This window comes from Lacibacter sp. MH-610 (assembly GCF_045780045.1).
Taxonomy (GTDB): Bacteria; Bacteroidota; Bacteroidia; order Chitinophagales; family Chitinophagaceae; genus Lacibacter.
Genome location: NZ_CP116002.1, coordinates 88653 through 112841, shown reverse-complemented (window position 1 = coordinate 112841; position 24189 = coordinate 88653). Strand labels below are relative to the sequence as shown.

The following is a 24189-nucleotide window of genomic DNA, read 5'->3' as shown; positions in this document are numbered from 1 at the left end:
TCTTAATTTCAAGTAGGTTTGCTGCATGTGGATGCAATTGCTCAACGATATTCAGAACGGTTCGCAAAAAAGCCTGGCCCGTTGCATCAGCCTTATTGAAAATGAGGTAAGCGGTTATGAACAGTTGCTGCAATCATTACCCGCCAGTACGGTTCCGGTTATTGGAATTACCGGTCCGCCCGGTGCCGGTAAAAGCACGCTCGTAGATGCATTGATTGAAGTGCTGGTGCAGCATGGTAAAAAGATAGCGGTGTTATGTGTAGATCCTTCCTCACCTTTTAACCTGGGTGCTTTGTTGGGCGATCGTATACGGATGAGTAACTGGTACAATCATCCCAATGTATTCATCCGTTCATTAGCCACCCGTGGCTCATTAGGCGGATTGCATCCGAAAATATTGGAGATAGCTGATCTCTGCAAAGCAGCTCCTGTTGATTATGTAATTGTTGAAACAGTGGGTGTGGGGCAAAGTGAAATTGAAATTGCAGGACTGGCGGATGCAACGGTGGTGGTGCTGGTACCCGAAGCCGGTGATGAGGTACAAACGATGAAAGCAGGATTGATGGAAATAGCAGATGTATTTGTGGTGAATAAAGCAGACCGGCCGGAAGCGGATTTGTTTGTACGCAACCTGCGATTGATGCTGGCACCTTCCTTTAAAGAAGAACGTTTTGAAATTGCGATTGTAAAAACTACGGCAACCGAAAAGAAAGGAGTGGAAGAACTCTGGAATACCATTGATGCTCATTTGCACAGCGGTCATTACAATCAACGCAAAAGCTGGTTGTTGGCTGAAAAAGCATGGCAGCTTATTCAACGCAGAAGGATGAGTGATCTGAATAAAGAGGTATTGAAAAAGGAACTGGAAGCGGAATACAATTCCGGCACTTTCAATCTTTATCGTTTTGTTGAAAGTAAATAGATCAGTTAAAAAGTTTTGATGCAGATACGCCCTGTATCGTCCATCCTGTTTAACAGTACAGGCATATTAAGCCCGGCAAAATATTCATCTACTGCTTTGCGGGAACCTTTCCAGAAACCGTAATCATCAATGATAAGAACACCGTTTTTAGCAAGCCTGGGGAATAAATGCTCGAGTTCGTGTTTGGTGGATTCATACCAATCGGTATCCAATCTCAGCAAAGCAATCTTATCAGGTATTGAAGCGGGGATGGTATCTTCTACTTTGCCTTGTATATATTGAATACGTTCAGGATTGTATTGTGTGAGCGCCATTGCTGCTTTCACTTCGTCCAGTGCGGAATAAGCCCAGATATAACTTTCTTTTTTGTTGTTGCTTTCTTCATTCAACCTTGCTGCGGCATCAACACCTGAGAAATCTTTATCAGCTTCTGTTGGAGGAGGCATCCCTTCAAACGTATCTTAGAGATATAATTGCCTGGTATCAGCTTTTTCGGCTTTTAAAGTTTCGGCTACAGCCATCATACTTCCGCCTTTCCAAACACCGCATTCAACAATGGCACCTTCAATTTGATACCTGGTAATGTATTTCACAGCTTCAATCAATCCGTAAATACGTTCAGCACTCGTCATGGTATAAGGTTTTACCTTGGAGTAAACTGTTTGGTGCAGCGCTTCAAAATCAGCAGGATATGCCGGAGCGTTGTTTGTGTTCTCAGGTTTTTTTGAAGCGAATAAATTCTTAAGAAAACTTGCCATAGTGAATGATTACGGGAAGTAAAATAACATCAATTCAATGAATTTCTATAATTTCATTCGTACCATTCCTTGTAGTCATTTTTCAAATGTTGTACATGAAGGCTGATAATTTTACCAACATACCGCAAACGCCGGATAATATTGACATGTATGTGATACGTACCTGTATATGGAATGCTCTGCAAAAATCAGCGCCCCGTTTAAAAGGAAAATTTCTGGATGTAGGCTGTGGCAAAAAGCCTTACAAAAGCTACCTGTTAGACAATCATTTTATTGAAACTTATACCGGTCTTGATATTGAAACTGCATTAGTGTATGAACAAGGTGTGGGGCCGGATGTTACCTGGGATGGAACAACCATGCCTTTTGAAGACAACAGCTTTGATAGCATGATGGCAACGGAAGTGCTGGAGCATTGTCCTGATCCTTTACTCATTGTGCAGGAAATGAAACGGGTGCTCAAACCCGGTGGCGTTTTATTTTTTACAGTTCCTTTTCTTTGGAATCTTCATGAAGTGCCGCATGATCATTACCGCTATACTCCTTTTGCATTGGAACGCATTTTCAGACAATGCGGTATGCAGTTAGAGCTGCATGCACATGGCGGCTGGAATACTTCCATGGCACAAATGATAGGCATGTGGATTGTGGCTACTAAAAAAGGAAAGCGGAGAAAACGCTGGGCCATGCTGCTAAATCCTTTTGTAAAGCGGCTGTTGAAAAAAGATGCAGCTATGCAAACTATTCCTCTTACTGATGGTATGATGATTAACGGACTGTATGGCATTGCTGTAAAGCCGGCTTAAGAATCAGCAACTATCAATGGAATGCTCCCGTTTTTGTTACCTGAATAATTTCTTCCACCAGGATTTTTTTTCTTTTGCCGGGTAAGGATAAGGGTAGGGCAATTGTTTTAATGTTTCATAACCTTCATTCAGTATTTGTTCCCGGTATTGATCATAAAGAATTTTCAATTGCGGTTTTGATTGAAAGGATAACATCGGGTGATCAAAGTCAACCATATTATCCGGCAGTTCCAGTTTGTACCTGGAGAAATGGTAAAACACCAGCGGCTCTCCATTTACCAGCCATTGATTATTTGTGTATTCAACTGTACGTTCAATTAAATTCCAGAAACCTACATTGAATCCCGGTTTTTTATTGATGTACACATCATCAAAGAATGAAGGCACAACACTTAGCCAAAGCTGATCAGTGAATATATGTTTATCGGGTTTGTTATAAGAGAAGTGTTCCAGCAAATGCTGCCACCAGCTTAAAAACCTTTTTGCTTCATTGGAACGGGTTATTTCAAAATAACCGGCATTGTAAACACCATAGCGTAACAATTCTGTAGTGCTGAAATTATCAAGACCCGGTAAATAGTTTACATTCTTCGTTCTGTGCGGACTGATAGTAACAGCTGCCTGCGTTTGCTGTTCAAACCTGCCAAATACACCAATATCAGAATCCAGATAAATAAACCGGTTGCTATCGGGCTTTAATGTCAGCAGCTGTTCTGCAAAATAGGGTTTGAGGGCACAGCTCAACTCAAAGGGATTGTACCGTTGAATCATTCCTTCAATACGCTCATCTTTCAGTTCTTTTAACAGTACCATTTCTTTTTCATCAGCTCCTGCAGGTTTTTGAGTACCTATTAAGCAAATAACAAACGAACTGCCGGGATGCAGATTTAAAAAAGATTGACGAAGTGCATAAGCATGCGCCAGGTAATTAGGCGTAATAATGGTAAACGCAGTAAGGGATGAAAATTCACTCATAAAGAATGCAGTTGATTTGTAAAGGATGAATTACCCGGCGTCTTATATTTTTTGAATGATGTTATTGAAACTGTTACCCCATGCATCCCAGTTGAGTGAAGTTTCATACAGACTACGGCTGCTTTTTCTGAGCTCACTCATTTTCCTGGTATTGGCATAAAGTTTTAAAATTTCATCAGCGTAAGCAAAACCATCTGCAGCTTCCGGTAATAACAAACCGTTTATATGGTCCCGTACATAAGTAGGCACGCCTCCGGTGCGTGTACTAATGGAAGGAATGCCGTAAGCGGATGCTTCACAAAACACAACACCGGCAGCTTCAGCCCTGGTGGGCAGTAAAAGAAAATCTGTTGATAGTAAAATGCGGTGCAGCTGTTCACGGTCAGCCGGTTTGTTTTTATCAAGAAAAGGAATAACAGTAATTCCTTTTTCTGAAATTGTTTCAGGTGGTGTACAACCGATGATGTGCAGTGAAACATCAATACGGTTTTGTTTCAGAACTCTGAACGCCTGTAAAGCAATATCACCGCCCTTGCGTTTCCATTCTACGCCCAGGAATAAAAGATTACAGCCGCTGCGTTCATAATTGATTTCTGTTGCAGCAGGTATATAATCCAAATTGGCTCCTAAAGGTGCCACTGAAATTTTTTGCTCTGTCAATTTGTAATCCCGGATGGCCGAGTTACGGCACCAATCGCTGGCCAGCATGCAATGCGTTGCTTTCTCAAAAGCCCTGCGGTCCAGTTCAATACCCTGTTTAATATTAGAAGTTGCAAAATTCTGCCAGGTATCATAGTAACCCTGAATTTGCTGAAAGGTAGCGTCTGTTAAAAATACAATGGGTAATGAGGCATCTAAATAAGCAATCAGTTGCGGAGCTGCAGGTACAAACAATACATCCACTTTATGTTTGATTAGAGCCTTTTCTAATTGCCTGCTGTAATGTTTTGCATAGGGCTTTAAAAACTCAACAGCTGTATTTTTTCCGAAAAACCATTTGTTGGGGTTTTTATAAAACTGGATCAGATAGTTTTTAAGCAGTGATGGGAAAGGGAATTCAAAAATTTCCACTGTACCATACTTCAGCAATTGCTGATACGAGTAGTAATAAGTACCACTCCAGGATTTTTTATCTAACGGACTCCATCTGCCTGCAAAGCCTATTTTCATTTGTTACCTTGATAGAATTTTTCTTGCTGCTAAATGATAGGTGGTATCAATTGTTTGAATACCCTCCATCGTAAGTTTGGAAAGATAATCATTCCATGAAAACGACTCCCACACATGATGAATATACGATTCAGGAAAAGGCGTTACTGCTTCAAACATGGAATGCAATCCTTCTTTTGTATATAAGGGGTAATGAAAACAACGGGGTCCTGCAACAGTTATCAGTTGCGGATGTGCTGCTGCAAGTTTTTCAGGGATAACGGAAGAGTGTTCATTCCAGAACTTATCTCTTCCTTTGGAGCGGAAGGTTTTGTAGGTGTCCATCCAGAGTTTGAGAAAGGCACTGTTTTTTTCTGCCAATATAACACCGTTGCACAAAATACTTTCTTCCCGGTACGGCTTAACCAGTCCCAATGTTTTCCGGATTTTATATTTTATTTCCTGCCGTTTATTTTTGGGAACATAAGGTGCTTTCAATTCCAGTCCCATCACCATTTGATTTGTATAAAAAGCTGATAACGGCTTTACACAAATGGTATCAAGATCCAGGTAAATACCACCAACTTCATACAGAGCCTGCAACCGAACAACATCTGCCTGGTGTGCAGGATGGATAATGCGGCGACCCATAAAACTTACAGGTGCTTCCATTTGGCGGAGCGTAAGGGAAGGTTTTATTCGTTCCCACCATTCACCAACAGGCTCCCTGTTAAAATGAAAAATAATTTCCTGCGGTTGATTGATTACTCTTGCTGATTCAACAGCGAGGTAATACGACAACGGAAATACTTTTGCCGGAGCCTGTTCCGGTGTGAAATAAATAAAATGAAAAATATTCGGGATCACCCTGCAATATTAATTCATTCGTACGTATTGCCTATTCTTCCTCACATCCAATCGGGGCGCCGGGAGGTATTTCCTTATGAATGGTAGGTTTGGCATCTTTGGGAGCTTTCATTCGTTCCAGTGCCAATTGATAATGTCCTGCTGATGTTACAGAAATCTTTTGTTGTGCTTCCATATATTTCTTCAGCTCAGTCAATTGCTTTTGCAGCACACTACGTACGCCGTAAGAATTAGCTTCATCAACAGATGCAGCCAGTAAATAAGTCAATAATATTTGTTCTGTTTGCTGCTGAATCAAGCCCTCTGTTCCTGTTCGTCTTGCAGCTTTCCATGTTTTATTAATGAGAATAGTGATCATTTCATCTACACCCAGTCCCCCATTGAGCTGTTGCTGCTGCATACGGTTCAGCCGTTCACTGTTGAATAAAAAGGAGAAAGGAACATCTGCTCCTGTTTCTGCCGGTGATAATACATCAAACGACAAGCCTGTTCTTTTTCTGAACAGTTCTCTTGATCCGCTGTAACCGGATGGTCTTGGCGGGATCAATGCTGCAATTTTATCAGGGATCATCAAGGCTTTGGGATCAATGCAATCAATCAATCCGTTCAATGCATTCAGCTGCTCTGTTTTACTCAGCATTTTGGTGATGATCTGTCCATCGCCACGCAATGCATAGGTATAATACATGCCGCCTACCAATTTAGCAACAGCTTCCAATTGATAACGATGATAAAAATAAACAGGCACTAATGCATCTTCAAGAAACGCCATAGGCACACCGGGACGGATATTGTTCTCTCCAAACTCTTGTAATGCTTTTGTACGCACACGCATCACTTCCTTTAATTCATCTACTGCATTGGTTCCGTTATCCCACAAATGCGCCTGCGGATGCAAACCACCCGGTGCACGTGCATCACGGTCGCTGATGAATTGCAATCCTTTTTTATTCGCATCAGCAAGAATTGTATTCAATGCTGTTTGTTCATTCACATTTGTTGGAAAATCCTGGTAACCCCAGGTAACCGCTACCTTATCCCAATCACCGATCTTATCATCATACACCTGTGAGAAATCCATTTCACCATTCGCATTCAATCGAATCATGGGATGCGGATAATCCATTACGCTGGCACGGTTGTTTACACTGCTGGCATAGTTGTGCATTAAACCAATGGTATGCCCTACTTCATGTGCACTTAGCTGACGTAATCTTGCCAATGCTGCTTTTAACATGGGATCATTGGCAGGAATGCCATTGGCAAATGGTGAAAGCAAGGCGGAGAAGATGAGATAATCCTGCCGCACACGCAATGAACCGAGCGACACCTGCCCTTTAATAATTTCACCCGTTCTCGGATCAACAACAGAAGCACCATAACTCCATCCTCTAGTGGAGCGATGCACCCAGTTGATCATGTTGTAACGGATATCCATCGGGTCAGCAGTGTCAGGCAATACTTTTACAATGAATGCATCTTTATAACCCGCTGCTTCAAAAGCCTGGTTCCACCAGCGTGCTCCATCCAGTAATGCAGAGCGGATGGGCTCCGGTGTTCCGTTATCCAAATAATATACAATGGGTTTTACAGGTTCACTTACAGCGGCCGTTGGATCTTTCTTTTGCAGACGATGACGGATGATATAATATTTTTCGATGGGATCACTTACCGGACTTGCATAATCATAAAACGAAGTGGAAATAAAACTGCTGCGTGGATCGAACACTCTTGGTTTGTAATTATTATCGGGCAGTTGTACCAGTGAATGATGAATACGAACCGTAATGGCTTCGGTAGAAGGCGTTACAGGCTGCACAAAATTTCCTACTTCACCATCATTGTTTACATAGGTAACCGTTGCTTCCAGCTCAGAGTTGAACGGAAAATTTTTTGTGCGTGGCAGATACATAGCACTCCTGCTTTTATCTAACTGGTAATTACCCTGGCGCATCCGGCGGATGGTGTTACTCACCTTCATGGCATCACGCAATAAAAAATCAGTTGCATCAACGAGGTACTTACCATTGCTTTCAGCTTCAACGGTGAAACCCCAAACGGTAGATTGTGCAAAGGATTGTTCTACGGCTCGTTTCTCTGCTGCATCATTGCTTAAAGCTCTATATCCATAGTTGGGTTGAATTAACAGCAACTTTCTTCCTACTTTACTGAATTTCACAACACGGTCTTCGCCTAACAGTCCACGATCCAGACCAATATCATTACTGCCCAAACCTGCAGGTAAGGAAACAACATATAAAAACTCCGTATCAATCTTATCTACTTCCAGCCAGATTTTGCCGGTATTCTCATCCCAGTAAAAAGGAAAATAGCCTTCATATTTCTTAAGGCCATTCGTTTTTTCTTCAATCGAAGAAATTTTTTGTGCTGATAAATAAAGAGGAGCAAAAAACAAAAGGAATAATACTTTTCTCATATGCGTTGATTAGGCATACAAGTTATACCAAACTGCTTTAGTTTTTAACCAAAAAATATGAACGGAATTTAGGAACTGTATAATGCCGCCATCATAAGGATAAAACATCAGGAGTTACCGGGCGGCAATAATTATTTGAGTGCAGGCGATAAAAGCGAAAGTATAAACGGTTTATTCTTCAACTTCTTTCTGGCTCTTCCACCAGCGCCAGCCAATAAAACCGATGATGGCAAAAGGTGCGGCCATAAGATAAATGATGGCAGAGTTTAAAGCAGCGGCGGGTTTTTCACCCAGTTGTGATGCTGTTTTCGTACAGATGGAGCATTGTGCAGCAACATCAGTACTGATAACAATGGCTGCTACAAAAAACAACAGTATCAATCCCCACTTTTTCATGACGATAAATTTGAGAAGGCAAAGTTAGGGAGAGATTGCAAAAGAGCTCACTTCAAAAAAGACAATACCTTCTTAAAAAGAGGCCTCTTAATGTGCGGGTTGTTTGATCTTTTGCTCCAGCAATCGTTTTTCAATTAAACTTTGTGTAAGACGGGAGGCTTCCTTAAAATAATCTCTTGCTTTATCATATTCTTTCAGTTGCCAGTGCAGTTCGCCAAGTGTGGCGGGTAACAGATAATAATTTTTGAGCGAAGTAATATCCGGGATGGCGTTGATGGTTTCAATGCCTTTTGAAGGTCCGTGCAACTCAGCTACAACAATGGCACGGTTTAAAGCAATAACGGGTGATGGATAAGAATGGTAGAGCAGGTTATAACAGTTGAGAATATGATTCCAGTTAGTATGTGCATAATCCCGGGCGATGGCATGTTCATAAGCAATACCGGCTTCAATATGAAACTTGCTCATATGATCGCCGGCTGCAGATTGCTCCAGGTGATAAATTCCGTTTTCAATCAAGGCCCTGTTCCATTTGCTGCGGTCCTGTTGTTTGAGCAGCAACACATTCCCGTTGCTGTCTAATCTTGCATCGTTGCGTGATGCTGTAAAGCACATAAGCGCCATCAATGCATGTGCATTTTCATGCGGTACAGCCGGGCTGCGGCAAATCAACTCACACAACCGCATTGCTTCCTGCATCATATCTTTTCTGATCAAGGCTTCATGGTTGGTGGAGTTATATCCTTCATTAAATAGCAGGTAAATGGAAAGCAGCACATTCTCCAGTCTTTCCTGCAGCTCCTGTGGCGGCGGTAATTCAAATTCTACTTTGTTATCACGGAAGGTTTGCCGGGCCCGGTACAATCGCTTTTCAATGGTATCATAACCGGTTACAAATGCTTTTGCAATTTCAGTAACACTAAAACCGCAGATTGTTTTTAAGATTAATGTAACCTGTGCTTCCGTTGAAAGTGAAGGATGACAGCAAACAAACATCATACGTAATCGGTCGTCATCAATAGTGTTGGCATTCACTAACTCATGCACTACCGGCACCAGTGTGTATTCTGACTGAAGCAATGGCGTTATTTTTTTGGCATATTCCTGTCCCCGTTGTTGATTCCGGAGTACATCAATGGCTTTATTACGTGCAGCGGTAAACAACCAGGCGGTAGGATTATCCGGAAGGCCTTTTATTTTCCATGTATGAAGGGCTGCTAACAAAGTATCCTGTACCACATCTTCAGCTAACTGCAGGTTGTGAACTCCGAACACCTTGGTTAATGCAGCCACTAACTTTCCCCATTCACGGCGAAAAAGATGCTCTACTGTTTGTTCTATCGGTTCTGTGGAAGACAAGGGAACTGTTTCTTAAAATTAAGAAAGCACAGGTGATTGACCTGTGCTTTTATAGGGAGTTTATCCACTACCTGCTTAGTTTTTCGGAAAATCGGGATGGGCTTTTAACTCTGCTATCTGCAATGTGTGACGTTTGGTGTGGGCTGATAAAAATAACAGGAGTTGATAACCATCCACCAAACCCAGCGGTGTTTCTGCTATATGGTTCCGCATATCTTCTTTGGTTTCGCTCATGTATTTAATCAGAGCTTCACGACGTTCATTAAACAAAGCCAATGCATTTGAAGCGCTCATGCCCGTAGGATAAAATCCTTCTCTTGTTTTTACTTTAAAGGTTCTGTTAGTGAGCATTCCTTTGATCATGTCATCAGTCATTTTTAATTCGCTTCTTCTTTCCGGTGCATCAGGAGCTTTCATGATACCGCCATACCAGTCAAACAGGTTTTTTTCTGATATAGCAATATGCTCTGCACAACCCGCAGCACTCCACACCGAGTCTGCAGGTTTCCAGTTCAATTGATTTTCGCTGAGGCCCTTCAGTTCATCGGCCAATGCTTTTTGTGTTTCTTTAAAATAGGCAATGGCATTTTTTCTTTCTTCTTCTGTTATGGCAGTGTTTTTTGAAATGAAGCTGAAAGAAAGCAGTACCAGGAGGACTACAAACCACTTTTTCATAATTGTAATTTTAAGGTTAAAGAAAATGGAAGAAGAACAAGTTACATGCTCCTTCTTCCATTTGCAAGTTTAAGCGGGCATTTCTACTTTCTGCACCTGCCGAATAATTACATTGCCGCCGGTAGCATAGTCAGGAAAATCTTCACAGAGCGCTGCAGCTTCTTCATAATCCCTGGCATTAATAATAAAAAAGCCACCAATGATTTCTTTTCCTTCTGTAAACGGACCGTCTACCACATTTTTATGGCTTCCTTTCAAAATTTTTCCGCCGGGGAGCAAAGGTTCGCCGGTTACATAACGGCCGTCTTTTGATAACTTTTCAATCCAGGCAAACCATTTGCCCATGATTTCCTGCATAGCTTCCGGCGATGCAGCTTCAGGAGCTGGCATTGGCCCTTCAAACAATAACATAAACTTTTCCATAATTGATTTTTTAATCGGTTAAAAAAATTGATTTAACAATTGACGAGGGAGCTGTACCTGATCCGGACAGGATCTGTAAAATTTTTTTTCAGCCGCTTATACTAATATACTATGAAGGGCCAAAAAAATAAGATACATTGGTAATGCCAACTGACAGAGGGGGTTCCGCATCAGGGGGCTGTTACTTATTTATATCAAAACCTTAAAACAATCATAACATGAAGGATGCGATCAGCTGGTTTGAAATACCGGCCTCCGATATTGACAGAGCAACAAAATTTTATGAAGCCATTTTTAATATTAAGCTCAACCCGCTTGACTTGCCTAATATTAAAATGAGGATGTTTCCGTTAGACGATCCCATGAACGGCGTTGGCGGAGCAGTAGTTGACAGCGGCGGTTTTCACAAACCTTCTGCTACGGATGGCCCGCTCATTTACCTCAATGGCAATCCGGATGTGCAAAATGTATTAAGCAAAGTAGAGGCAGCCGGAGGAAAAATCATGGTGCCTAAAACCCAAATTTCAGAAGAGTATGGTTACATGGCTGTTTTTTTAGATACAGAGGGTAACCGTATTGCATTGCACAGTGTACCTGAAAAATATTTATAATGAAGCATCCATTCATTCTGTTGTTCGTACTTTTTTGCGCCTGTGCATCAGACAAACATGCAAAGCAGCAAACTGTAGCATCTTTTCAATCATTGCTTGGTGAATGGCAAATGCCTGAAGGTGATGGGTTGGTTACAGAAAGCTGGAAGCAGGTAAGTGATACACTCCTGGAAGGCCGCTCCGATTTTGTAAAAGGTGATTCTGTTGTTCCGTTTGAAACTATCAGGATTTTTTTAAGAAGTGATTCTTTTTATTATGAAGCCAAAGCTGCAGGGCAAAACAATGAACTGCCTGTTGCATTTACCATTACAAAATTTTCTGATAGCGGCTTTGTAGCAGAAAACAAAGAGCATGATTTTCCCAAACGCATCAGTTACAATTTTGTAAATAAAGACTCCATTTATGCACGTGTGGATGATGGGCTTGACACACCGGAGCGGAAAGCGGAATTTTATTATTCGAGAAAAAGAAATAAATAATGGGAGCGATAAAGTGGAATGAATTTACAGTGCGCATGGATGTGAACGCACCATTTGATAAACTCTATGCTGCTTGGGCCACAAGAGCAGGTATTGAAAGCTGGTTTTTAAGAATGAGTGAATATGCTTCTGCTGAAGGCGTTATTCGTGCAGGTGATGAGCCTGTGCAAATAGGCGATACCTATAAATGGCTTTGGTATGGATGGCCTGATGAAACCGTGGAGCATGGAACCATCTTAGATTGCAATGGAGCCGACTATTTCAAATTCAGTTTTGGAAAAGCAGGCATTTGTACCGTCCGTATTTATAAAGCGCAGGGAGAAACAATTGTAGAGTTGCAGCAGGAACAGATTCCTGAAAATGAGGAAGGTAAATACATGTGGCATGTAGGTTGTAAAACCGGCTGGACTTATTATCTCACCAATCTGAAATCTGTGTACCAACATGGCATTGATTTGAGAAATAAAAAAGAGGGGATTGGTAAACTATTAAATCTTTAAAAAGCTGTTCTATGGCCTATAATGAAAAGCTTGCACAAAGAACGAGGGAACTGATTGCACAAACCCATTCAAACGTAGAAGAGAAAGCAATGTTTGGCGGGCTATGCTTTATGGTGAATGATAAAATGGCGATTGGAGTTGAAAAGGAAAGGTTGATGGTTCGGTTAAACCCGGATAAGTATGATGAGGTCATGAAAAAAGAAGGTTGCTACCCGATGGACTTTACCTGCAAAGTGATGAAAGGATTTGTATTTGTAGATGCAGATGTACTCACAACCAAGGTAAAACTCAACTACTGGATTCAACTGGCACTGGAGTACAATGCTGTTGCTAAAGCATCCCGTAAAAAAACATCAACAAAAAAGAAATGAATTACAGTGTAACCGCATCTGTTCAGGTATTAGAAAGAACCCCGGTTGTATTAAAAGCATTATTGGAAGGTATTGATGATAGCTGGGTGATGAATGATGAAGGCCCGGAAACATTTTCGCCTTATGATGTAATCGGTCATTTAATACATGGCGAAAAAACAGATTGGGTTCCGAGAGCTAAAATTATCCTGGAACAGGGTTTGTCCAAACCATTTGAACCGTATGACCGGTTTGCACAATATGAAGAGAGTAAAGGAAAAAGTGTGGTGCAACTGTTGCAGGAGTTTGAACGGGTTAGAAAGCAAAATGTACAGTGGCTGCAATCACTCAATTTAACCAACGAAGATTTGGAGAAGAAAGGCATGCATCCTTCTTTGGGCGAAGTAAGTCTTAAAAATCTGTTGAGCACCTGGGTGGTGCATGATCTCACCCATATAGCACAAATAACAAGAGTGATGGCTAAGCAATATAAAGAGGAGATGGGGCCATGGCCTTCATTTTTCCGTATTTTAAATTTTTAAACAAGTACGTATGCAATCCAAAGCAACAACTGTAGAAGCATACCTGGCTGAAGTGCCGGAAGACAGGCAGCAGGCAATGAAAAAACTTCGCTCTGTAATTAAAAAGAATCTGCCCAAGGGATTTAAAGAAGCCATGGGTTATGGTATGATGGGCTATTGTGTTCCTCATTCCATTTATCCTGCCGGTTATCATTGCAATCCCAAAGATCCGTTGCCTTTTATGGGTCTTGCTTCGCAAAAAAACTCCATCAATTTATATCATATGGGCATTTATGCTGATGCAAAACTGCTTAAATGGTTTCAGGAAGCACATGCCAAAGCATCACCTAAGAAACTGGATATGGGCAAGAGTTGCATCCGCTACAAAAAACCGGAAGACATTCCGTATGAACTTATTGGTGAACTGGCATCAAAAATTACAGTTGACGACTGGATTAACATGTATGAATCAGGGTTTAAAGACCATCGTAAGAAAAAATAAAATTCTAATCCCTTATTAATTGTTATGAAACAGATTCTTTTTTTCATTTGCATCATTGCATCAACACATTCATTTGCACAGGATTCAACCAAGATAAAACCAAAACAATGGCTGGGCATACTCACACTGGCTCCCAAATTTCAAGATGATAAAAACTGGACTAAAGCAGACGAAGCTGTGGTTGGTGAACATTTTAAACGGTTGGTTCAAATGAATAAAGAAGGTGTGGTGTTGCTGGCCGGTCGTACCCAATTAGAAACCAATGATCCCGATATGATGGGCCTGGTAATCTTTTATGCTAAAGATGAAAAAGAAGCCACTGATTTTATGATGAATGACCCGGCAGTAAAAAATAAAATCATGCTGGCAAAAGTATTGCCTTACGGAATAGCAGTAGGTGCCTGTAAATAGAAAACCGGATCAGCATGAATACATTTCTGCTTTCAGAAATCATCTTTTTGTAAAGTATCCGGTAAGCTTAACAGCAAAGTAAAAACGCCAATAATTTTTAACTCACAAAATCATTCATCATGAAAAAAGGAATTTTGTTTTTATTGCTTTTTACTTCTGTTACAGTTCATGCACAACTGGCAGATTCCATTAAAGCACAATTCATCAAAGACTGGCAGCGTGCCAAAACTTATACCAAAGAATACCTGGATGCTATGCCGAAAGACAAGTATAGTTTCCGTGCACAGGATAGTGTAAGAACTTTTGCTCAGCAAATGCTGCACCTGGCACAGGGAAATGTTGGATTGGTAGCTAATGGCACCGGTGCAGCACGCATCTGGCAGGGGCAAAACCTGGAACAAAGAACAAGCGCCCAACAAGCTGATTCAGTAATTTACTATGTACTGGCAAGTTATGATTATGCCATTGAAAGTATTACCAACATGGATGCTTCCAAACTGTTTGAGCGTTTTGGCAGAGGCAATTTCCAGGAAACAAGATTTGCGTGGATCAACAAAGCATTTGAACACCAGGGTCACCACCGTGGGCAGGCTACTATCTATATCCGTCTGCTGGGTATTAAACCACCCAATGAAAAATTATTTTAAACGGAATTAAATAACCATGAACAGAAAGCTGTTTCTCCTGAAGGACAGCTTTTTTTATTACCTTTCTTTTTACAATCAAAACCATGTTTATGATCAGACTTACCATGTTCTTCCTTCTCTTTTTATCAGCGTTCGTTACAACCGCACAAAAAAAGCAAACGGCTCCACCGGCAGCCGCAGAGACAAAAGATGTTTTCAATACATCTTTACTCAACGATTTAAAGTTTCGCAGTGTTGGCCCTGCTATCACTTCAGGTCGTGTTGCTGATATTGTGGTGAATCCAACTAATATCAGTGAATACTATGTAGCTGCTGCATCGGGTGGTGTGTGGAAAACAAAAAATGCAGGGATCACTTACGAACCTGTTTTCGATGGAGAAGGTTCTTACTCCATCGGCTGCCTGGCGATGGATCCCAATAACCCCAATGTTGTTTGGGTAGGCAGTGGTGAAAATAATAATCAGCGCAGTGTAGCGTATGGTGATGGTTTGTATAAAACAGAAGATGGCGGCAAGAGCTGGAAGAATGTGGGGTTGAAAAATTCAGAACATATCGGTCGTATTGCCATTGATCCAACAAACAGTGATATTGTTTACGTTGCGGCTTATGGTCCTTTGTGGAGTAGTGGTGGCGAACGTGGTATTTACAAAACAACAGATGGTGGTAAAACATGGAAGCAGGTGTTGTTTGTAAGTGAGCATACGGGATTTAATGAAGTAATGGTGGATCCAAGTCACCCTAATATTGTATATGCAGCAGCACACCAGCGTCAGCGAAAAGTGTTTACCTACATTGGTGGTGGTCCTGAATCTGCCTTGTATAAAAGTACAGATGGAGGTGCTACCTGGAATAAGATTATGAATGGATTGCCGGGAGGAGATCTGGGAAGAATCGGTTTGAATTATTCACCTGTGAATCCCGATGTGCTGTATTGTGTGGTAGAAGCCAATGATGGTAAAGGCGGCACTTTTAAAAGTACTGACCGTGGTGCAAGCTGGGAAAAACAAAGCGGTTATTTCACCAGTGGTAATTATTACAACAAAATTTATTGTGATCCTAAAGACATCAATAAAGTTTTTATCATCAATACTTATTTCGGTGTAAGTAGAGATGGCGGCAAAAACTTTTCGATCCTGGGTGAAAAGAATAAGCATATTGATAATCATGTTATCTGGATCAATCCCAATAACACCAGTCATTACCTGGTTGGTTGTGATGGTGGCGTATATGAAAGCTTTGATGAAGGTGTGAACTGGGATTTTAAAGAAAACCTTCCCATCACACAGTTTTATAAAGTAGCTACTGATAATGCATTTCCGTTTTACCACATACACGGTGGTACACAGGATAATTTCAGCTTAGGAGGTCCTTCACGTACCTTAAGTTCCAATGGTATTTTTAATTCTGATTGGTATTTCACCAGTTTGGGTGATGGTTTTGAAAGCCAGGTAGATCAAAGTAATCCTGATATCGTATATGCGCAGGCGCAATATGGTGCACTTACACGTTACGACAGAAAGAGCGGTGAATATTTATTCATCCAGGCACAGGAACCAAAAGGAGCTCCTGCCTACAGGTGGAACTGGGATGCGCCGTTAGTCATTTCCCAGTTTGATAATAAACGTATTTATCATGCAGCCAATAAAGTACTTCGCAGTGATGATAGAGGTAATACATGGAAGGAAATCAGTGGCGATTTATCAAGACAGATCGATCGTAATAAAATTCCGGTGATGGGTAAAGTGTGGAGCATGGATGCCATTGCTAAAAACGGATCAACAGATATTTACGGACAAATTACAACACTTGCTGAAAGTAAGTTGGATGAAAATGTTTTATATGCCGGTACTGATGATGGTTTGATTCATGTAACAACCGATGGCGGAAAGAACTGGATGAAGGTGGATAATATTGCAGGTGTGCCTAATCTCTGCTATGTACACCAGGTAATCACTTCACAACATGATAAGAACACAGCTTATGCGGTGTTCAACAATCACCGCATGGGTGATTTTAAACCCTATGTATTTAAAACTACAGATGGCGGTAAAACATGGAAAGCCATACAAAACAATTTGCCCGAAAGAGGAAGTGTATATTCCATAGCAGAAGACCATATCAACAAAAATTTGTTATTTATTGGTACAGAGTTTGGCGTTTTTACAAGTGTAGATGGAGGAGAAAAGTGGATTCAATTGAGAGGTGGGTTGCCTACGATTGCCGTTCGTGATATTGAAATTCAGAAAAGGGAAAATGATTTGGTGATTGCCACTTTTGGCCGTGGGTTTTATGTGCTGGATGATTATACACCGCTGCGTCATATTACAAAGGAAGTAATGGAAAAGCCTGCTGCTATGTTCCCGGTAAAAGATGCGTGGATGTATGTGCAGTCAACTCCGCTGGGTGTTCGTGGCAAAGGTTTCCAGGGTGAAAATTTTTATACCGCAGAAAACCCCAAACCCGGAGCTGTGTTTACATATTACCTCAAAGACGATATCAAAACCATAAAAGAAAAACGACGTACTGCTGAAGCTGAAAAAATTAAGAAAGGTGAAGCAGTGCATTATCCCCCGGCTGATTCATTGCGATTGGAAGATGATCAACCTGCACCACATCTATTATTTACAATTGCCGATGAAAAGGGTAATGTGGTACGAAGAATAAAAGCACCTGCTAAAAAAGGGTTGAAGCGAATTGTGTGGGATTTTCGTACGGCGCCTTTCGGTCCGGTTGATTTTACACCTTTTGATGAATCATTTGCTTTCAGCAGTCCTGACCAGGGATATATGGCGTTGCCCGGCAATTATACCGTATCACTCAGCAAATTTGAAGATGGCACTTATAGCGAGTTAGTGGCGCCGCAAAGTTTTAAAGCAGTTTCACTTAACACCGCTACACTTCCTGCAACAGATAAAAAAGCATTGGATGAGTTTTGTAAAAAAATTGCAGAGTTGAGCCGTGTACTACAGGCCAGCAATGAATACAGAGGTGAATTGGCAAACAAACTGCGTTATATGAAACAGGCAGCATTGGATGCACCGAAACAATCAACAGATATTACAAAAGCAATCCGGGAACTGGAAGTACGGTTGAACAATGTTAACCGGTTGCTGAACGGCGATGGCAGTTTGGCAAGAAGAGAATTTGAAACAGCACCGTCTATAAGCGGCCGGGTATTTTACATCATTGGATCATTGTGGAATACCACTGCTGCACCTACCCAAACACAAATCAGTTCGTATGAAACAGCAGCAAGTGAATTCACCCCTGTTTATAATGAACTGAAGGCTATAGCAGCAGAAGTCAAAAAACTGGAAGATATGTTAGAGAAAAACGGAGCTCCTTATGCACCGGGAAGAATGCCGGAATGGAAAGGAGGAAATTAAAAAACAAAAAGGGGTTCAGCTTGCTGAACCCCTTTTTGTTATGCATTATGGTTTTGATTGATGATGGAGAATAATTTTTCCGCATCTTCTTTCTTAAACAACTGTGTGCCTTCATTCATAGTAGCAGCACTGCCACATGCCACACCAAAACGGATGGCTTCACGCAGCGGACGTTCTTTCTGTAACATATATGTAATACCGGCCACCATACTATCACCTGCACCAACCGTACTTCTTTTTTCTACTTGCGGTGCTTTGCAGAAATAACGTTTATCTTCTGTTACCAGCCAGGCACCATCCGGACCCATAGATACCACCATGATTTCAGCATAGCCATCTTTAATAGCCTGTTGTGCGGCTTCCGGTACTTCTTCTTTATCCAGCCAATCCACATTGAGCATTTTACACAGTTCACCAATATTGGGTTTGATCATGTAAGCATGCTTTCCTTTTAATGCCTGCAATGCAGGACCACTGGTATCAACAATGCATTTAGCACCAACAGCCGCAGCATTTTTCACAATCAATCCATAAAAATAGTCAGGCAGACCCGGAGGCAAGCTGCCGCTTGCAACAACATAGGAAGGGGAAAAGGAACGAATCTGATCAATCAATGCTTTAATAGTTTCTTCCTGCACAGCACGTCCGGGAAAGGTGAAACGATATTGATTGTTGGTAGATGATTCCAGTACAATCCAGTTCTCCCTTGTTTCTACTTTGGTATCAACCGCATGAAACAAAATATTCTCGTCTTTCAATAAAGAGCAGAGCATATTACCATTATGTCCGCCGGCTGGAAAAAGTGCAACTGAAGATGCTTCTAAACGCTGCAGTGCTTTACTTACATTAATACCGCCGCCACCGGGTTCATTCACAACTTCTGTACAACGGAGCTTGCTTTCAGGTTTGAATTTTTCAACCGTTGAACTTTTATCAATGCAAGGATTCAATGTGATGGTAAGAATCATGAGAAGAAATTGAAGAGCAAAAGTAGAGTTTCAGCCGCTGTACAAAGAAGTTGGTATGATGATTTTTATCACACCGGGCAAAAACAATAAACAGTCTTTTAGTTGTACAGGTGAGAATCCAGTTCGTGCAGCACCAGGTCAATCCGCTTTTGGAGCGTTTCATAATCTGTATAGCCACGGGCCAGCAGATGAAATTTATTTTCTGTTGCCTGCATCAACACCTGCGGAAAGCCGGTTACCTGTAATTGTTTGCATAATTGAAATTCGTAGTAAGCCTTTTCTTTATAAGCCTCACTTTTCAGTTTATCATAAAAATCATCAGCATCTATCTTATATTTTTCTAATAAGTGGCGATAGGCTTCATTATCCGTTAAATCTCTTCCTTCGTAATGAAGACCATACTGCAGATCAGCTGCAAATTGAACCTGCCTGTCAGGATACATTTCTTTGAAAATGCTCATGGCAATAGCCGGTTTTTCAGACGAAGGAAACCAGTCGCTTTCATCAGGGTTATTGATGTGCCATAAATAATCTTTGCCAAATTGAATACCTGTTAATTCTTCCACACGCTTATACGCACCTTGAATATAACCGGCAGTAGCACTGATGTGTACCGGTTCTTCCGGTAATACCATACCGCCGCTTAATACTTCTGTATGTAATTTTGATTGGTAGTCTTCAGCTATTTGTTTGATGACCGGGCTGAAACCATAACACCATCCGCAATACGCATCGTAGCAATAAATTAAAAGAGGTTGCATGGTGCAAAGTTAAGTGAAGATGCTGCAGTAACTTATTACATGTATTTCCAGTTACGCTGCTTACCTTCTGCCACCCATTCTACTGTTTGTTCAATGCGTTTTGCCCTTGTTTCTTCCCGTTTGGCTTCTTCAATCCAAAGGATGTATTCTTTTTTGTGACTGGGCGGATATTTTTCAAAATGGGCCAATGCTTTTTTATTCTTTTTTAGGGCAGCCATTAAATCAGCAGGAGTTTTCATCTCTTTGGAAGCCGCCGGTTTTTCTTTTGCTACTTTGATACCTGCATCATTCAGTTTCATCGCTTCTTTGATGTAAGCAATCAGTTGCTTGTCTGATGGTAAATCTTTTAATGAAGTAATACGGCCCAGGTGCCCCATGGCTACTTCACTCTTTGCAATTGCCATTAAAGCGGGGTCTTTCATGAGCGCTGCTTTCCAGAATCCAAAGGAACAGTGTTGTTTAAATGCGGCCATGCTGCACATCATTTCGCCTTTGTAATCAAAATGCGGCATACTCCATTTCATTTTTTCTTCTGCCTGCGGGCAAGCTTTGTGCACCAGTTTGCGAAGATGTGTTAAGATGGGTTGTGCAAAGGGGGCACTTTTGGCTATGTAAGCATCAATGCGGGGGTCGGTTTTAATCATGACTAAAAATTTTTAGTTTCGATTAGTTTATTGTCAAGATATGTTTCAGTTTTACTAATAATTCCGTTTTTAAAATAAGTCCAAATTCCATGCTTTATGCTGCATTGATTAATAAACAACACCTCTCGCTCTTCTTTAGTGGTTCCTCTCCAATTTGAAACAATTAAAAGGTTACCGTTTTCATATTCTCTAAATTCTCCAATCGGGCAGTCAGTATTAAAGAGGCCTTCCCATTTTAAAAATCCATTCTTGTCATAGATCTTTTGCCAACAAGGTTTGCATTTTTCAAAATCTATCCGACTTTTTAAATACTTTTCATATTCTTCTTTTTCAACTTCTTCATAAAGAATATTATAGACACTGTCATTACCGGTTACGCTCATTTCATAAAACCCCAATTTATAAACTGTAATCTTATGGTTGAACTTATGTATGATTTCAGTTTTATGTGTCGAGTATTTTGAGTAATGAAAACTTACTGTGTCAACTACTTGAGAATTAACACAAATTGTAATAATGCAAAAACATATTGTTAGAAATCCTTTCAGCAACTTAATCTAATAGTTTGAAATATTAATGCGCTTCCAGCCAATTCAAACCCGTTCCTGCTTCTGCAATAACAGGTACACTGTTGGGCAATGGCATAGCTGTTTGCATACATTCTAAAATCAAGGCTTTCATTTCTTCTACCTCTTCTTTTACCACATCAAACACCAGTTCATCATGCACCTGTAAAATCATTTTGCTTTTGAGTGATGTTTTTTTCAAGGTTTGATGTGTTTTGATCATGGCCAGTTTAATCATATCAGCCGCTGTTCCCTGAATAGGAGAGTTGATAGCATTACGTTCTGCAAAACCACGTACCGTAAAATTGGCAGAATTGATATCTCTCAACCATCGTTTCCTGCCCATCAATGTTTGTACATAACCATGCTCTCTTGCAAAGTTGATGGTGTCATCCATGTACTTCTGAATACCAGCAAATTCCTTTTTGTAGTTATCAATGATTTCTTTGGCTTCTGTGCGACTGATACCCAGGTTATCTGCCAAACCAAATGCACCCTGACCATAGATGATTCCAAAGTTCACACTCTTGGCTTTGTAACGCATTTCTTTGGTTACATCTTTCTCTTCTACTTTGTAAACTTTTGCAGCTGTAGCGGTATGAATGTCTTTGTTCTGAATAAATGCTTCACACATGGCAGGATCACCGCTGATGGCGGCTACAATGCGTAATTCAATTTGTGAATAGTCGGCACTCAGCAATACATGATTCTCATCTCTAGCTATAAATGCTTTACGGATTTCTTTTCCTCTTTCTGTGCGAACGGGAATATTCTGTAGATTGGGATTATTGCTGGCTAAGCGACCTGTTACTGCCACTGCCTGTCCGTAGGTAGTATGCACCCTGCCGGTTTTGCGGTTGATCAACAAAGGCAGTGCATCTACGTAGGTTGATTTTAATTTTGTTAGCTCACGAAACGCCAGGATATCAGCTACTATCGGTGATGTATGGGCCAACTTCAGCAATACATCTTCACCGGTTGCATATTGACCGGTTTTTGTTTTTTTGGCTTTAGGATCCAGCTTCAGATGATCAAACAGCACTTCGCCTAATTGCTTGGGCGATGCGAGGTTGAATTTTAACCCGGCTGATTCATACACTCTTTGCTCAGCTTCCTTACCTTCTTTCTCTAACTGTTTACTGTAATCATTTAAAAAATTCACATCCACTTTAATGCCTTCAAACTCCATGTCTGTGAGTACTTTCACCAATGGATTTTCCACTTCATAAAAAACACGCTCTACCTCTTTTTCTTTCAGCTTGGGAAATAATGCATGTTTTAACTGGAAGGTGATGTCAGCGTCTTCAGCTGCATATTCTTTAATTTTTTCCAGCTCCACATCCCGCATATTACCCTGGTTCTTTCCTTTTTTGCCAATGAGTTCTTCAATGTGCACCGGTTCATAACCCAGGAACTGTGCACTCAAATCATCCATGCTTCGCTTGCCATCCGGCTCCACTACATAATGCGCCAGCATGGTATCAAATAAAGTTCCTTTAATTTCAATATCATACCATTTCAGCACTAATAGATCATACTTGGTATTCTGGCCGATCCATATTTTAGTTTCATCAGCAAATAGTTCTTTGAAATACGAAAGGATTTTTTGGGTTGCCTCCCGGTCAACAGGGCATGGAATATAATAACCTTTATGTGCTTCGTAGGAGAAGCTCAATCCCACCAGTTCACAATCATTCGCATCTATGCCGGTAGTTTCTGTATCAAAGCAGATTTCTTTTTGCTTTGCTAATTCAGTAATAAAATTTTTGATTTCAGTTTCATTCGTGAGAGCGTGGTATTCATGCGGTGTATTATGAATATTGCTGGTAGCGGTTGCTATTGAAGATGTTTCTTCATCAGTTTCTGTACTTCCGGTGGCTTCACTTAATGATTTTGTTTCTGTTTTTTTTGTTTCTTTCCGTACTTCACCCATGGTAGTATTTACTACGTTTCCAAACAAATCTGTTTGTACACCAACGGGTGCAGCAGGAAATGCATTAAAGTCTTCTCCCAGCAAACGCTTGCCTAAAGTTTTAAATTCAAGGTCGGCAAACACTTCTTTCAGCATTTCTTTATTCCATTCTTTCAAACGAAAATCTTCTTCATGAAACTCCACAGGGACATTGGTAATTATTGTGGCCAGTTTTTTACTCATCAGAGCCAGCTCTTTTCCGTTGCGTACTTTTTCACCCATCGCTCCTTTAATCTGATCAGCATTGGCCAATACATTTTCAAGTGTTCCGTATTCCGCTAATAATTTAGCAGCTGTTTTTTCACCCACACCGGGAATGCCCGGAATATTGTCCACACTATCACCCATCATTCCCAAAATATCAATCACCTGGCTTACTTCTTTTATGTTCCACTTGGCACATACTTCAGCAGGCCCCATAATTTCTACATCACCTCCCTGGTAACCGGGTTTATAAATTTTAATTTGTTCGGTTACTAATTGACCATAATCTTTATCAGGTGTAACCATGTACACCTCATAACCGGCTGCTGCTGCCTGCTTGCTTAGAGTGCCCACCACATCATCAGCTTCAAAGCCATCCACTTCCATAACAGGAATATTAAAACCACGAATGATTTTCTTTATATCCGGAACCGATGCCAGCAAATCTTCAGGCGCTTCCTGTCGGTTGGCTTTATAATCAGCAAAATCTGTATGACGTTCGGTGGGTGCGGCTGTATCAAAACAAACAGCCATATGAGTAGGTTTCTGATTATTGATGAGATCAATCAATGTATTGGTAAAACCAAACTGTGCGTTGGTGTTTTTGCCTTTAGAAGTGTTACGTGGATTGCGGATGAGTGCATAGTAAGCACGGAAGATGAGTGCAAATGCATCTAAGAGAAATAATTTTTTTTCAGCCATATTGCTAAGGTAAGTGCCTGCCACACCATTAGCAAACCATTGATGCATTTTTTGAGTAAAACGGGCACAAACAAATACAGGAGGTGGTAGAAACCACCTCCGCAAAACTTACATTATGAGAAAATTCTGGACAGGCAAAAAATATAGGGTACGGACTAGCCTGCAATAGTCACCTATTGTTAAAAACGATCTATCGTG

The 24189-nt window shown here is 40.9% G+C and carries 24 protein-coding genes and 1 pseudogene; 11 read left to right on the top strand and 14 right to left on the bottom strand.

Annotation, left to right across the window (positions count from 1 at the left end):
* Positions 1-25: 25 nt before the first annotated feature.
* Positions 26-922, top strand: a complete 897-nt coding sequence (meaB, locus tag PDL71_RS00525) for a methylmalonyl Co-A mutase-associated GTPase MeaB (RefSeq protein ID WP_407524057.1) — start codon at positions 26-28, stop codon at positions 920-922.
* 5 nt (positions 923-927) lie between these two features.
* On the opposite strand, the pseudogene PDL71_RS00520 reads toward meaB, so the two are convergent.
* A pseudogene (locus tag PDL71_RS00520) lies at positions 928-1554 on the bottom strand (TylF/MycF/NovP-related O-methyltransferase).
* A 221-nt stretch (positions 1555-1775) separates the two neighbouring features.
* Here PDL71_RS00520 and PDL71_RS00515 point away from each other — a divergent pair.
* Positions 1776-2486 (top strand): class I SAM-dependent methyltransferase, encoded by a 711-nt coding sequence (locus PDL71_RS00515; protein WP_407524055.1) that lies wholly within the window; start codon positions 1776-1778, stop codon positions 2484-2486.
* Between the two features lie 36 nt (positions 2487-2522).
* Here the strand turns inward: PDL71_RS00515 and PDL71_RS00510 are convergent, their stop codons facing one another.
* The 8 genes from PDL71_RS00510 to PDL71_RS00475 form a co-directional block, all read right to left on the bottom strand.
* Positions 2523-3461, bottom strand: coding sequence for a hypothetical protein (locus PDL71_RS00510; RefSeq protein WP_407524053.1), 939 nt, complete (start codon positions 3459-3461; stop codon positions 2523-2525).
* Between the two features lie 42 nt (positions 3462-3503).
* A complete protein-coding gene (locus PDL71_RS00505) occupies positions 3504-4631 on the bottom strand; it encodes a glycosyltransferase family 4 protein (protein WP_407524051.1) in 1128 nt (375 codons plus the stop codon).
* Between the two features lie 3 nt (positions 4632-4634).
* Complete coding sequence (locus PDL71_RS00500) at positions 4635-5477, bottom strand: glycosyltransferase family 32 protein (protein WP_407524049.1); 843 nt, start codon at positions 5475-5477, stop codon at positions 4635-4637.
* A 31-nt stretch (positions 5478-5508) separates the two neighbouring features.
* On the bottom strand, positions 5509-7914 hold the full coding sequence (locus PDL71_RS00495; protein ID WP_407524047.1) for a zinc-dependent metalloprotease: 2406 nt from the start codon (positions 7912-7914) through the stop codon (positions 5509-5511).
* A gap of 171 nt (positions 7915-8085) precedes the next feature.
* Positions 8086-8310 carry a hypothetical protein gene (locus tag PDL71_RS00490; RefSeq protein WP_407524045.1) on the bottom strand — a complete coding sequence of 75 codons (225 nt, stop codon included), beginning with the start codon at positions 8308-8310 and terminating at the stop codon, positions 8086-8088.
* An 87-nt stretch (positions 8311-8397) separates the two neighbouring features.
* Entirely contained in the window at positions 8398-9669 is a 1272-nt protein-coding gene (locus tag PDL71_RS00485) for an RNA polymerase sigma factor (protein WP_407524043.1), read from the bottom strand.
* 75 nt (positions 9670-9744) lie between these two features.
* The gene (locus tag PDL71_RS00480; RefSeq protein WP_407524041.1) at positions 9745-10344 is read right to left on the bottom strand and encodes a DinB family protein; all 600 of its coding nucleotides are present in this window, start codon (positions 10342-10344) and stop codon (positions 9745-9747) included.
* 69 nt (positions 10345-10413) lie between these two features.
* Positions 10414-10767 carry a YciI family protein gene (locus tag PDL71_RS00475; RefSeq protein ID WP_407524039.1) on the bottom strand — a complete coding sequence of 118 codons (354 nt, stop codon included), beginning with the start codon at positions 10765-10767 and terminating at the stop codon, positions 10414-10416.
* A gap of 218 nt (positions 10768-10985) precedes the next feature.
* Here PDL71_RS00475 and PDL71_RS00470 point away from each other — a divergent pair, with 218 nt between their 5' ends.
* The 9 genes from PDL71_RS00470 to PDL71_RS00430 all read left to right on the top strand — a co-directional run bounded on the left by PDL71_RS00470 (position 10986) and on the right by PDL71_RS00430 (position 18174).
* A complete protein-coding gene (locus PDL71_RS00470; RefSeq protein WP_407524037.1) occupies positions 10986-11378 on the top strand; it encodes a VOC family protein in 393 nt (130 codons plus the stop codon).
* Entirely contained in the window at positions 11378-11857 is a 480-nt protein-coding gene (locus PDL71_RS00465; RefSeq protein ID WP_407524035.1) for a DUF6265 family protein, read from the top strand. Before PDL71_RS00470 ends, PDL71_RS00465 begins: the two co-directional genes overlap by 1 nt.
* Positions 11857-12357, top strand: coding sequence for an SRPBCC domain-containing protein (locus PDL71_RS00460; protein WP_407524034.1), 501 nt, complete (start codon positions 11857-11859; stop codon positions 12355-12357). The genes PDL71_RS00465 and PDL71_RS00460 overlap by 1 nt, the downstream gene beginning before the upstream one ends.
* An 11-nt stretch (positions 12358-12368) precedes the next feature.
* Positions 12369-12728 (top strand): TfoX/Sxy family protein, encoded by a 360-nt coding sequence (locus PDL71_RS00455; RefSeq protein ID WP_407524032.1) that lies wholly within the window; start codon positions 12369-12371, stop codon positions 12726-12728.
* A complete protein-coding gene (locus PDL71_RS00450; protein ID WP_407524030.1) occupies positions 12725-13249 on the top strand; it encodes a DinB family protein in 525 nt (174 codons plus the stop codon). Before PDL71_RS00455 ends, PDL71_RS00450 begins: the two co-directional genes overlap by 4 nt.
* A 10-nt stretch (positions 13250-13259) precedes the next feature.
* The gene (locus tag PDL71_RS00445) at positions 13260-13730 is read left to right on the top strand and encodes a DUF1801 domain-containing protein (protein ID WP_407524028.1); all 471 of its coding nucleotides are present in this window, start codon (positions 13260-13262) and stop codon (positions 13728-13730) included.
* Positions 13731-13754: 24 nt separating this feature from the next.
* A complete protein-coding gene (locus tag PDL71_RS00440; protein ID WP_407524026.1) occupies positions 13755-14141 on the top strand; it encodes a YciI family protein in 387 nt (128 codons plus the stop codon).
* A gap of 119 nt (positions 14142-14260) precedes the next feature.
* A complete protein-coding gene (locus PDL71_RS00435) occupies positions 14261-14788 on the top strand; it encodes a DinB family protein (RefSeq protein WP_407524024.1) in 528 nt (175 codons plus the stop codon).
* A gap of 89 nt (positions 14789-14877) precedes the next feature.
* Positions 14878-18174, top strand: a complete 3297-nt coding sequence (locus tag PDL71_RS00430) for a VPS10 domain-containing protein (protein ID WP_407524022.1) — start codon at positions 14878-14880, stop codon at positions 18172-18174.
* A 38-nt stretch (positions 18175-18212) separates the two neighbouring features.
* Here the strand turns inward: PDL71_RS00430 and PDL71_RS00425 are convergent, their stop codons facing one another.
* The 5 genes from PDL71_RS00425 to polA form a co-directional block, all read right to left on the bottom strand.
* The gene (locus tag PDL71_RS00425; RefSeq protein WP_407524020.1) at positions 18213-19142 is read right to left on the bottom strand and encodes a 1-phosphofructokinase family hexose kinase; all 930 of its coding nucleotides are present in this window, start codon (positions 19140-19142) and stop codon (positions 18213-18215) included.
* A gap of 98 nt (positions 19143-19240) precedes the next feature.
* On the bottom strand, positions 19241-19903 hold the full coding sequence (locus PDL71_RS00420; RefSeq protein WP_407524018.1) for a DsbA family protein: 663 nt from the start codon (positions 19901-19903) through the stop codon (positions 19241-19243).
* A 35-nt stretch (positions 19904-19938) separates the two neighbouring features.
* A complete protein-coding gene (locus PDL71_RS00415; protein ID WP_407524016.1) occupies positions 19939-20547 on the bottom strand; it encodes a YdeI/OmpD-associated family protein in 609 nt (202 codons plus the stop codon).
* A gap of 2 nt (positions 20548-20549) precedes the next feature.
* Positions 20550-20930, bottom strand: a complete 381-nt coding sequence (locus tag PDL71_RS00410; RefSeq protein WP_407524014.1) for a hypothetical protein — start codon at positions 20928-20930, stop codon at positions 20550-20552.
* Positions 20931-21120: 190 nt separating this feature from the next.
* Positions 21121-24039 (bottom strand): DNA polymerase I, encoded by a 2919-nt coding sequence (gene polA / locus PDL71_RS00405; RefSeq protein WP_407524012.1) that lies wholly within the window; start codon positions 24037-24039, stop codon positions 21121-21123.
* Positions 24040-24189 lie beyond the last annotated feature (150 nt).